At 39.7% G+C, this 12,824-nt stretch carries 9 protein-coding genes; 8 read left to right on the forward strand and 1 reads right to left on the reverse strand.

Annotation, left to right across the window (positions count from 1 at the left end):
• Positions 1-84: 84 nt before the first annotated feature.
• On the reverse strand, positions 85-2,772 hold the full coding sequence (locus OOZ15_RS16235; protein ID WP_265957491.1) for a putative LPS assembly protein LptD: 2,688 nt from the start codon (positions 2,770-2,772) through the stop codon (positions 85-87).
• Positions 2,773-2,907: 135 nt separating this feature from the next.
• On the opposite strand from OOZ15_RS16235, the gene OOZ15_RS16240 reads away from it, so the two are divergent.
• The 8 genes from OOZ15_RS16240 to bshA all read left to right on the forward strand — a co-directional run bounded on the left by OOZ15_RS16240 (position 2,908) and on the right by bshA (position 12,778).
• Positions 2,908-4,050: an N-acetylmuramoyl-L-alanine amidase family protein gene (locus OOZ15_RS16240; protein ID WP_265957492.1), complete on the forward strand. Its 1,143-nt coding sequence runs from the start codon at positions 2,908-2,910 to the stop codon at positions 4,048-4,050.
• 79 nt (positions 4,051-4,129) lie between these two features.
• Positions 4,130-5,086, forward strand: a complete 957-nt coding sequence (locus tag OOZ15_RS16245; RefSeq protein WP_265957493.1) for an MlaD family protein — start codon at positions 4,130-4,132, stop codon at positions 5,084-5,086.
• Entirely contained in the window at positions 5,087-6,442 is a 1,356-nt protein-coding gene (locus OOZ15_RS16250; protein ID WP_265957494.1) for a 4Fe-4S dicluster domain-containing protein, read from the forward strand.
• A 31-nt stretch (positions 6,443-6,473) separates the two neighbouring features.
• Positions 6,474-6,920: an LNS2 domain-containing protein gene (locus tag OOZ15_RS16255; protein WP_265957495.1), complete on the forward strand. Its 447-nt coding sequence runs from the start codon at positions 6,474-6,476 to the stop codon at positions 6,918-6,920.
• A 75-nt stretch (positions 6,921-6,995) separates the two neighbouring features.
• Positions 6,996-7,787 (forward strand): (Fe-S)-binding protein, encoded by a 792-nt coding sequence (locus tag OOZ15_RS16260; RefSeq protein ID WP_265957496.1) that lies wholly within the window; start codon positions 6,996-6,998, stop codon positions 7,785-7,787.
• A gap of 148 nt (positions 7,788-7,935) precedes the next feature.
• Entirely contained in the window at positions 7,936-8,421 is a 486-nt protein-coding gene (locus OOZ15_RS16265; protein WP_265957497.1) for an ABC transporter ATPase, read from the forward strand.
• Positions 8,422-8,647: 226 nt separating this feature from the next.
• A complete protein-coding gene (locus OOZ15_RS16270; RefSeq protein WP_265957498.1) occupies positions 8,648-11,566 on the forward strand; it encodes a serine hydrolase domain-containing protein in 2,919 nt (972 codons plus the stop codon).
• A gap of 81 nt (positions 11,567-11,647) precedes the next feature.
• The gene (gene bshA / locus OOZ15_RS16275) at positions 11,648-12,778 is read left to right on the forward strand and encodes an N-acetyl-alpha-D-glucosaminyl L-malate synthase BshA (RefSeq protein ID WP_265957499.1); all 1,131 of its coding nucleotides are present in this window, start codon (positions 11,648-11,650) and stop codon (positions 12,776-12,778) included.
• Positions 12,779-12,824 lie beyond the last annotated feature (46 nt).

Raw genomic sequence — 12,824 nt, forward strand, 5'->3', positions numbered from 1 at the left:
GGTTTAAAAAAGTTTTGCTTTCAACCAACAACCAACAACCAACAACCAACAACCAACAACCAACAACCAACAACCAACAACCACCTAAAGCTGTCTATCCGGTTCGCTTCGTTTCTCCCATTTCAGGTCGCTCAACATAGACGATTTGATTCCGATAAAGAAAAACCAGGAAGCCCGATTACTGAAAGGCACCCAGTTAAAATTGAGTCGGAAACTCTTTAAATCCCTCGAAAAGCGCAACTGGGTATAAGTAAACCCTTTTTGTTTGAAATCATATCCTGAAGATACACCTACCTTCCATTGTGGGGTGAGGTCTACATTTCCCGAGAACATCAGGGAGTTGTTGCTGATCTCGCTTTCCCTGTTTCTGTTGGAATAGGTCAGGGAATAGGCCAGCCGGAGATCCCAAGGGAGTTTTGCAGCATAGGCAGTGGTGGGTTCGTCGGTTTCTTCTTCATCTTCATCGGCAAAGGTGCGTTCGTCACTAAAATCCTGTGCCCGTCCGAAGAGGTCATCATCCCGTCCACCACTTCGGGTATTGTCTGTCTTTTCTTTGTCCTTCTTATCACTACTAAAGAACTTACTATTGATGGAATAGCTGACATTCATATTGGCACTGGTCATCCGGAACAAACTACCGCCGTTTTCATAGTTGAAAAGATCGATACGGGTACCGGTATTGTCGATGGCATAAGGATCTAAAGTTGCCCCAAAGTTAACACTCATCTTGTTTTGAAAGAGCTGTGTTCCACCGCTCATTCGCACCGGACTCCACGGAAGTGAGTCAGCAACAATGTTATAGGCCGTACTGAAATTCAGGTTGTTCAACAACATAACCTTTTTGGGTTCGGTGGCTGTGGTGTCTTTATCACGCACTTTGGCTTCTACCACATTGCTTAATGAAAGCCCGATATTGTTGGAGTTGTTCAGGCTTGGTGTGCCATAAATACCACCTTCAAAAGGGGTGTACATCTGTTGAACACCATTTTCGTCCACATACTCGTCATAATACTGATCAAAAGCAGGAGTATAACCATAACTCACGGACGGTCTTACGGTGTGCCGTATGGCTTGTATTTTTTTGTCTTCACCAAAGTTGAAAGTACCGTATAGGGTAGTTCCCACACTGGCATTTAGGTTGTAAGTGCCATAACGTTGAAATCCGCTTAAGGTGTCAATGGTGGCCTCATCCAAAACAGGGTCATAATCGTTGCGTTTAATTGTTTTCAGTTGCCATACTTCATTGTAATTGGTCCCTACCGAGGTACTAAAAAACTTAAAGAGTTTGAAGTTGGTCGTTAGCGGGATCGTATGCTGAAAACCTATTTTGGCATCTTCAAACATCTCTTTTTTGAACAAAAGAGTATCTCTGGTACGAATTCTGTTTTCTGCCCTGAAATTATACTGAAAATTGATGTTCTGGAAAATTCCTTTTTTACTTCCATCGCGTTTGGCGAATGGATAAATACGTTCCATACTTCCCTGAAAAGTAGGTAAGGTAAGGTTTACCGATTGATCCCTGGTGTTTTGTTGGATAGAAACGGTAGAGTTTAAGTTTACCATCGGATACCCCGGAAAGGTTTTATTGTAAGAAATAGACGATTGTAATGTGTTGTTAAGAAAATTGGGGGTGTTTAGCTGGTTTAATGAACTTTGATAGAATTTACTACTACCAAAGTTAACCGAAGCCGAGAGTCTTGAATTCGGACTCGCCTTGGCGTCTTGACTGTGGTTCCATTGAATGTTGTATATCGTACTCTGACTGTAATCCGGGAATCCACGCTGACTGGTAACATTGTTCTCATAACGGAATCTTAATGCCCCCCTAAACTTATATCTTTTAGCATAATTGGTCTCCGTCCTAAAGCCATAACTACCGTTGGTATAATAGTCTCCGAGCAATGCGAGATCAAAATAGTCGCTGATGGCAAAATAGTATCCTCCGTTTTGTAACGAATATCCACGTCGGTTGGTTTGCCCGGGTGTGGGCATGATGATACCCGAATTCCTTCGATCCCTCGACATGGGGAAATAAGCAAACGGAACTGCAATAGGTGTAGGGACATCGGCAATGTACATATTACTGAAACCGGCGATGATTTTTTTGTTGGGGACGAACTTCCCTTTTCGAATTCTGATGAAATAATCCGGATTGTCCACATCTTCAGAAGTGGTCAACTTCCCTTCTTTAAGGAAATAAACCGAGTCGTTTTCCTTTTTAACGGTTTCAGCAAAAACATTCATGGTCTCACCTATGGATTGTTCAGATCTGGAATTGAAGATCAGTGCTTTTTTGGTATCAAAATTAAATCGGATTGAATCTGGTTCTATAATATTGTTGCCTTGCTTGAAATATGGAGTTTGGGTATATTCTCCGGTAGAATCTTTGATACGTCCGGCATAGACCTCGTTGGTCGTGTAGTCAATGACAATAATCCCAGCTTTTAATTCGTATTGCTGATAATAAATCTCGGCTTCGTTATAGAGGTAAATCTTGTTTTCCTTGCGGCTCATCCGCATATAATCCTTAGCCTTATAATCTATGATTCCTTGAAGATAACTTGGTTTTTTTACGGTATCTTTGGTGATGGTGTCGGTGACTGTGGTATCGGTAACCGTAGTCAGAACATCCTTAGCGTATATTTGGAGCGTGTCTTGACCTTCAGCCTTGATATTTAAAGGTTGAACCTTAGGCCGCTCCTGTGCATACAAAATACTGCTGATAAACAGAGAAGACAGTGCTAAAAGTATGTGACGTTTCTTTGCTCGCAAAGCTTTAAATCCTATTTTTGTATAAAGAATGGCTCGGTTTTTGACGTGCCAAACATACGTATATTTTTTGGTCTGTTTGGCATAGATTAAAAAATTTTAACCAAATAAATAACTGCCATAAACCGTTATTATTTTATGAATAGATTTTTTGGAACATTATTTCTGGTATTCCCCCTAATACTTACTCAACCTATATTTTCTCATAGCAAAAAGCAAGCCAATGATGACAAATTTACTGTTGTTTTGGATGCAGGGCATGGTGGACATGACCCAGGAAACCGGGGGAGTGGGTATATGGAAAAGGATATTGCCCTCAAGATCGTGCTTGAGGTTGGAGAAATATTGGAGAAAAATCCGAATATTAAGGTAGTCTACACCCGTAAGGACGATCGTTTTGTAGATTTGTATGTAAGGGGGGAAATTGCTAACGAGGCCAAAGCTGATCTTTTTGTTTCCGTGCATTGCAATTCCCATAATTCCAGTGCGCATGGAACAGAGACCTTTGTATTGGGGCTTCATGCAAACGAACGGAATTTTGAGGTGGCAAAGAAAGAAAATTCGGTGATATACTTAGAGGAAGATCACGAAGTGAACTATGCGGGTTATGATATCAATTCCCCGGAATCGTTTATCGGTTTGACCATCATGCAAGAAGAATTTTTGGATCAGAGTATTGTATTAGCAAAAGCCATTCAAGATGATTTTACATATAATCTTAAGCGAAAAAACCGGGGTGTAAAACAAGCAGGGTTTATTGTGCTTCACCAAACCTATATGCCCAGTGTTTTGGTAGAAACAGGGTTTCTGACCTACAAACCGGAAGGCGCTTATCTCAATTCCAATAAAGGAAAAGCCGATGTGGCCACATCTATAGCAAACGCCATTTTGAAATACAAAAAATCGGTTGATGAAAATGTTGGGGACGATTTTTCTTTTGAAGTGAATGATCAACCCGGGATCGAAATAGAGAATGACACAGCAGCAACCGAAGAAAAAAATCATCAGGTGGAACCCGGAGTGAGTTTTAGGGTGCAAGTAGCTGCCGGAAGCACTGCTTTAGAGGCAAAATCATATAATTTTAAAGGACTCTCGCCCATCAGTAGGGAAAAAGAGGGAAATATTTACAGGTATTATTATGGTTCGACTTCCGATTATAATGAAGTGCAAAAATTGCAGCAGTATGCGATAAACAAGGGGTATAAAACAAGTTTTATAGTGGCTTTCAAAAACGGGGAAAAAGTAAAACTGGCTTCTGTTCTTAATTCCACGGCTAATTAGAACTGATATAAAGAAATTATTTCTAATTTTGTTGCTTATCATTGAACTGGTTTAAATTAGTTCATTAAAAAAAAAGCTTTTGAAATTAACCAAGGAACTTAAAACAGGCATCATCGTAGTAGGGGGTATTGTTTTGTTTATTTTAGGCTTTACTTTTTTAAAGACCAATACTCTTTTTAGCTCCAGCCGTACTTATCATGCGGTGTATAAAGATGTAAACGGATTGTCTTCCGGAAATTCTGTAAGCATCAATGGTTTACAGGTGGGAAATATAAAAAACATCAAGTTTTTGGATGCAAAAGGAAATCTACTGATTACCTTTTCCGTAGATAACGAATTTCAATTCTCAAAAAACAGTATTGCAGAGATCTACGACACCGGAATCATAGGTGGAAAGAGCTTACGTGTAGTACCCGTTTACGATGGTTCTCCCATGTCACAATCGGGAGATACCCTGAAAGGAACTATACAGCGGGGACTTACGGAGTTGGTTACTGAAAAGCTGGAGCCATTGCAAAAAAGCCTGGATGCAGTTTTGAATAATGCCGATTCTGTTATGGTAGGAGTAGATGATATTTTGAATGAAGACAGCAGGAAAAACATCAAGTCCAGTTTGGCAAACCTTGATGTTACGCTTCGTAACTTCAGTCAGGCTTCTGCAAAGTTGAATACCTTGCTTTCAGATAATAAAGAAAAACTGGACAGGTCGTTGACCAATATCGACAATCTTTCAGGGAATTTGTCCAAGGTAAGCGATTCCCTAGCGGAAGCAAACATAGGTCAAGCCATGGCCAATCTTGAAGGGAGCATGGACAAATTGAACAACATCATGACAAAAATTGAGTCGAGTGAAGGTTCCGTAGGGAAACTTTTAAACGACGAAGAATTATACAACAACCTGGAAGGTGCATCCAAGGAAATGGAATTGCTCTTGGAAGACCTAAGGTTGAACCCGAAGCGTTATGTGCATTTTTCATTGTTTGGAAAGAAACAGAAAGCATATAAAGAGCCGGAGGAAGAAACAAAGAGTGAGTAGATGAAGCTAATACCTCAAATAGTATTTGCCATTGTACTGTTGGCCGGGATCGGATATTTCTCATGGAATGTTCGCAAACTGATCAGAAACATCAAATTGGGTAGAAAGATCGACCGAACCGATCGAAAGACAGAACGATGGAAAAATATGGCACGTATTGCCTTAGGGCAACAAAAAATGGTGGTAAGACCCTTGCCGGGGCTTATGCATATCATTGTTTATCTTGGGTTTATCATTATCAATATAGAGGTTCTTGAAATTATTATTGATGGTCTCTTCGGAACACATCGTATTTTTGCTCCACTAGGTGCTACATACGATGTTCTTATCGGCTCATTTGAAATTTTGGCATTGCTCGTCATAGTGGCTGTTACCGTGTTTTGGATACGTAGGAATGTGATAAAACTAAAGCGTTTCATCTATCCTGAAATGAAAGGATGGCCCAAGAACGATGGTAATATCATTCTTTATTTTGAAGCCGTTCTTATGTTTTTATTCCTGACCATGAACGGTGCCGATCTATCCTTGCAACAATTAGGAGCCGAACACTACACTCAAGCCGGGGCTTTTCCCATAAGTAGCTTGTGGTTGCCGGTTTTTGAAAATTTAGGGGAATCGACTTTGATATTGATAGAAAGAAGTGCTTGGTGGTTGCATATCATTGGGATATTGGTCTTTTTGAATTACCTCTATTTCTCAAAGCACTTGCATATTCTGCTGGCATTTCCAAACACTTGGTATGCCGATTTGAATCCGAAAGGGCAGTTTGACAATTTAGAATCGGTAACCAATGAAGTTAAACTGATGATGGATCCGAATGCAGATCCATTTGCACCTGTCCCGACTGAAGCGTCGGGAGTGCCTGCAGAAGGCGACATGGATAACGTTCCTGAAAAATTCGGAGCTTCAGACGTTATGGATTTGAATATGGTTCAGCTTTTAAATGCATATACCTGTACCGAATGCGGACGTTGTACCAGTGAATGTCCGGCAAGTCAAACCGGAAAGAAGTTGTCACCTCGTAAAATAATGATGGATACCCGCGACCGTTTGGAGGAAGTGGGAAAAAATATAGACGCGAACAAAGGTGAGTTTGTAGACGACGGAAAACAATTGCTTGACGATTATATCACAAGGGAAGAATTATGGGCATGTACCTCGTGCAATGCATGTGTTGAGGCGTGCCCTGTAAATATAAATCCGCTTTCAATTATTATGGATATACGACGTTATCTTGTAATGGAACAGTCGGCTGCACCGACTGAGTTAAATACAATGATGACTAATATAGAAAACAACGGTGCTCCATGGCCGTATAATCAAATGGATAGACTAAATTGGATCAGTGAATCATAAAAATAAAACCAAAAAAAAAGAAGCTTTAAAAATGAACGAAAAAGAAGTTGAAAAGTTATTGCATGAGAAGTTGGAAGATGGAGAACACATAAGTCCGATCTTACCAAAAGGGATTAAAAATTATTTAATCGACATCGATGGTACGATCTGTGACGATATCCCCAATGAAGAGCCGGAGCGTATGGCTACTGCAAATGTATATCCTGATGCGTTGAAGACTTTGAACAAGTGGTATGAAGAAGGTCATATAATTTACTTTTTTACATCGCGTACAGAAGATCACAGAAAAACAACAGAGGATTGGTTGAACCGACACGGGTTTAAATATCACGGAATGATCATGGGAAAACCAAGAGGAGGAAATTATCATTGGGTTGACAATCACTTGGTAAAAGCAACCCGATACAACGGTAAGTTTACCGATTTGATTGAAAAAGAAGTGACTATTCAGGTTTTCGACGACGGAAAACACGACTAGAAAAACACGATTTACGGTTTATGGTTTTGGATTTATAATAAGACTGTAAACCGTAAATTTAAAACCGTATAGCATATGAGCGAAAGCATTAAAGTATCCACCATGGCAGAAATGATGGCAGAAGGAAAAACTCCCGAAGTACTCTTTTGGGTAGGTTGTTCGGGGAGTTTTGACGACAGAGCCAAAAAGATCACAAAAGCCTTTGTTAAATTGCTTAACAAGGCTGGGGTCGATTTTGCTGTATTGGGTACGGAAGAAAGTTGCACAGGAGATCCGGCCAAGCGTTCCGGAAATGAAATGCTCTTCCAAATGCAAGCTATGACAAATATTAAGGTGCTAAATGGTTATGAAATAAAAAAGATAGTGACGGCTTGTCCGCATTGTTTTAATACGCTAAAAAATGAATACCCGTCTTTAGGCGGAAGCTATGAAGTGGTTCACCACACGCAATTTTTACGTTCCCTTTTAAGTGATGGGCGACTTACTGTTGAAGGTGGGAAATATAAAGGAAAACGCATTACATTTCACGACCCTTGCTATTTGGGGAGGGCCAATAACGTTTATGAAGCCCCACGCGAATTGATCCAAAAATTGGATGCCGAGCTGGTGGAAATGAAAAGCTGTAAGAAAAGAGGTTTGTGCTGTGGAGCAGGAGGGGCACAAATGTTCAAAGAACCTGAAAAAGGTGATAAGGACATTAATATTGAACGTACTGAACAGGCTTTAGATACAAAGCCCGAGATTATTGCAGCCGGATGTCCTTTCTGTAATACCATGTTAACCGACGGAATCAAGGGCAAGGAAAAAGAATCTGAAATAGCTGTCATGGATGTAGCCGAACTCATTGCTAATGCCGAAGATTTGTAATTTATGATCTGAATACTTAGCTTTAAACCGAATTATCTATCCTCCCATAAATAAACAACCTCTACCTAAATAATGAATTCTTGTGAAAGGGTTCAATGAATAATTATATACTGTGCAGAAATGTGCAAGAAATTAAATTTGGAAGAAAATGTTTGTAGCATTCAATGAATTATCAGAATCCGCAAGAACATGGATATATCAGGCGAACAGAAGTTTTACTGAAGAAGAAATAGCGGAGATCAAAGAAAAAATAATACAATTCATAGGCGAGTGGACTGCTCATGGAGCAGACCTGAAAGCGTCTTTTGAAATACGATATAAACGTTTTATCATTATCGCGTTGGATCAGGAATTCAATACGGCCAGTGGATGTTCCATAGATGCTTCTGTGCATTTTATCCAGCAATTGGAAAAGGACTACAAGGTCGATTTACTTGATAAAATGAATGTTTCCTATAGGCAGGGAGACTTTATAGCCTACAAACCTTTGGCCGATTTTAAAAAGATGGCCAAACAAAATGCAGTGTCCCAAAACACCATTGTTTTCAACAATCTTGTAACAAACAAGGAAGAATATCAAAACTATTGGGAAGTGCCGGCCAGGGATAGTTGGCATGCACGCTTTATGAAATGACCATAAGCTTTTTTAACCACACCATACCGAAGATGATTAAAAAAAATTATGGGCATTACTGAATGTGAAAAATTTTTTAGTTTCTTCATCCGCCGTTGGCGGACTAAAAAATTTTAAACAGATGAAATGATCATAAATATCTTTTCGGGAGAAACCACTAATGGTACTATAATGTCATATTCTTTTTTGTAAGAAAAAGTTTTGTTTTAAGTAAAAAAATATTTTAATGATAGTAAGAAAAAATGTTCTTGTTGTTGTTTTTCTTTTGGGACTTGTAAAATCATTCAGTCAGCAGGTTGATCCACTGCTTACCAACGATTATCAGCAGCAAAAAGAATGGGTAGATAGTATCTATGACGCATTAACGCTTAAAGAAAAAATAGGTCAATTGTTTATGATCAGAGCCTTTTCCGGAGAAGGGAAAGCTCATATCAATGAGGTGAAAAAGTTAGTTTCCGAACATCAGGTGGGCGGGGTAATTTTTTCTCTTGGAGACCCAGAGCGTCATGCAAAACTAAGCAACGAGTTACAGGAACTGTCTAAAGTAAAGATGATGATGGCCATGGATGCCGAATGGGGCTTGTCTATGCGTTTGGATTCTACCTTTGCATTTCCATACAACATGGCGTTAGGAGCTATGAGAGATAACGAGCTTATTGAAAGGGTAGGAAAACATATTGGCGAACATTGTAAGCGTTTGGGGATGCATATCAATTTTGCTCCCGATGTGGATATCAATACCAATCCGAATAACCCTATCATCGGAAATCGGTCTTTTGGGGAAAACAAAGACAAGGTTGCTGAAAAAGCGATGGCATTTATGAAAGGAATGCAATCTGCAGGGGTTTTGGCCAATGCAAAGCATTTTCCGGGACATGGCGACACCGAACAGGATTCTCACAAAACTCTTCCCACGGTCAGTTTTTCAAAAGAACGTATCGACAGTATCGAACTGGATCCGTATAAAAAATTGATTCCTCAAGGGCTGGCCAGTGTTATGGTGGCACATTTGAATGTGCCGAGTTTGGAAAGCAGAACCTCTTATCCTTCCTCTTTATCAGATAGGATTGTGACAGGACTTCTCAAAGAAAAATTAGGTTTCAAGGGATTGATCTTTACTGATGCCTTAGAGATGAAGGGAGTTTCCAACTATTCGGATTCTAAGTATGTGGATTTAGCCGCCTTTTTAGCCGGAAGTGATGTTTTATTGATTTCAGCAGATGTCTCTGCCGGGATAGAAAAACTGGAAGAGGCGTATAACGAAGGAGTTATTACAGAAGAACGTCTGTCACATTCTGTTAAAAAAATATTGAAAGCTAAATATAAGGTTGGACTTCAAAATTACAAACCGATAGTATTGGATTCGTTGTATGAAGATCTGAACAGACCGGAAGATACTATTTTGTATGAAGAGGTCATGGAAAATGCAATTACGGTTGCTCAAAACAACGATCAACTGATTCCGATTCGTAACCTTGAAGAAAAGAAGATTGCCTATGTGGGCTTTGGAGATGGAAATGGATCTACATTCATCGAGACTTTACAAAAATATACTAAGGTCGATCATATTCAAGCTAATAGTTTAGACGGACTGGTAAAGCGACTGGAACCCTACAACCTGGTCATTATGGGGCATCACCGTTCAACAGAAACCCCGTGGAAAGCAGCAGACTTCACCGATCAAGAAAAGGTTTGGATTTATGAGATTGCCCGATTGAAAAAGGTGATTTTAGACGCTTTTGTCAAGCCTTATGCCTTGTTGGATTTGCAAACGGTTGAAAATATTGAATCTATTGTAGTTAGTTATCAAAATGATCCCATTGCGCAGGAAAAATCAGCCGAACTATTGTTTGGTGCAATCCAGGGAAAAGGGAGCTTACCGGTTATGGCCAACAAAATGTTACCTGAAAATCGGGGTTTTCTCACTAATTCCTTGTCGCGATTGGGTTATAGTATTCCTGAACGTGTGGGAATGGATTCCGAAGCACTGAAAAAAGTAGATTCTGTGATGAAGCAAGCAATTGGTTCCGGAGTGACTCCTGGCGGACAAATACTCATTGCCAGAAAAGGGAAAGTGGTGTATAACAAGAATTTTGGAAAACATATCTACGGCCCCTCAAAAAAGGTAGAAAGCACCGATTTATACGACTTGGCATCATTGACCAAGATCACAGCTACCTTGCCGGTCATTATGCAATTGACGGAAAAAGGAGAGATCAACTTTAATACGACCTTAGGAGACTTATTGCCAGAACTCAGAGACAGCAATAAAAACGACCTGAAGCTTGTGGCGGTACTCTCTCATTATGCGCGATTGAAGCCTTGGATACCTTTTTATATAAGTACCTTGGGTGAAAACTCAAAGCGGCCATTGGATAAATACTACAGAAAAGAACCCAAGAGAGGTTTTAAAACCAAGGTGGCCGATCATTTATATATAAGAAATGATTACAAAGATTCCATATTTGGTCGGATCAAAGAGAGTGGGTTACTGTCTAGGCGTAGATATAGATATAGTGACTTGCCTTTTTACATGCTCAAGGATTATGTCGAAGATTATTATAAGAAACCTTTGGATCAGGTTACCCAAGAGCGTTTTTATAAATCCTTGGGGATGAATTACACTACCTACAATCCCTTGGATAAATTCAAGAAAGGAGAGATTGTTCCTTCTGAAGTTGACAATTATTTCAGGCATCAAACTATTCAAGGTTATGTACACGACATGGGAGCTGCTATGTTGGGAGGAGTTAGTGGTCATGCCGGATTGTTTAGTAATGCCAATGATTTGGCGAAGATCATGCAAATGTATTTGCAAAAAGGATATTATGGCGGCAAGCGTTATTTTACATCACAGACCTTGGATAAGTTCAATACCTGCTATTATTGCAACGAGGATAATAGAAGGGGAATCGGTTTTGACAAACCCCAACTGGGTACGGTAGGTCCCACATGTGGTTGTGTGTCCATGACGAGTTTTGGGCATAGCGGTTTTACAGGCACTTACGCCTGGATCGACCCTGAAGTAGACCTAGTTTATATTTTTCTGTCCAATAGAACCTATCCAACGATGGACAATAGAAAGCTTATTACTGAAGAAACGCGGACAGTTATTCAACAGTTTATTTATGATGCCATAGAATAAATAATTTTGCCTTTTTGTAAACAACCGTAAAAAACCACGACAGAATCTTTAGTAACTTTGATTGAGTAAACATAAAAAGATATGCGAATAGGGATAGTATGTTACCCTACTTTTGGAGGAAGTGGTGTGGTAGCAACCGAACTGGGAATGGCCTTGGCCAACAAAGGTCATGAAATTCATTTTATTACCTACAGACAACCGGTTCGGTTAGCACTGTTGAGCGGTAAGATTCATTTTCACGAAGTAAATGTCCCTGAATACCCTTTGTTTCATTATCAGCCTTATGAATTGGCATTATCGAGCAAATTGGTCGATATGGTAAAGCTTCATGAGATTGAGGTTCTGCATGTACATTATGCCATTCCGCATGCATATGCAGGGTATATGGCAAAAAAAATGCTGAAGACACAAGGGATTAGTATCCCGATGGTGACTACTTTACACGGTACTGATATTACCTTGGTGGGAAATCATCCGTTCTATAAACCGGCGGTGACTTTCAGTATTAATAAGTCTGATGTGGTAACTTCCGTTTCAGAAAGTTTGAAAGAGGATACACTTCGCTTGTTTGATATTAAAAAGAAGATACATGTGATTCCCAATTTCATAGATGCCTCAAAATACGACCGCACTTATACCGATTGTCAACGTGGTATGATGGCAAATGAAAACGAACGTATTATAACACACGTGAGTAATTTCAGAAAAGTAAAACGTATTCCGGATGTTATTAAAATTTTTAACGGCATACAAAAGGAAATGCCTGCCAAGCTGATTATGGTTGGGGAAGGACCAGAGCGGGAAGCTGCCGAAAACTTATGTGACAGTTTGGGAATTGGCGAAAAGGTTGTTTTTCTAGGGAATAGCAATGAAGTGGATAAGATTCTTAGTTTTTCAGATTTATTCTTATTGCCTTCAACGATAGAAAGTTTTGGATTGGCGGCCCTGGAAGCCATGATCAATGGTGTTCCGGTAATATCGAGTAATTCCGGGGGAATTCCTGAAGTAAACAAAAATGGATATAGCGGATTTTTAAGTGATGTGGGGAATGTAGAAGAAATGACCGAAAACGCCATTAAAATCTTAAAGGACAAAACCATCCTCGATCAGTATAAAAAACAAGCAAAAGAACAAGCAATAAAATTCGACATCAACAACATTGTCCCTATCTACGAAGAAATCTATGAAAAGGCTTATGCTAAGGCGTATTGATGAAGTACGAAGTTTGAAATACGAAATACGAAGGTTGGAAGTATAA

Source organism: Galbibacter kalidii (genome assembly GCF_026241135.1).
Lineage (GTDB): Bacteria > Bacteroidota > Bacteroidia > Flavobacteriales > Flavobacteriaceae > Galbibacter.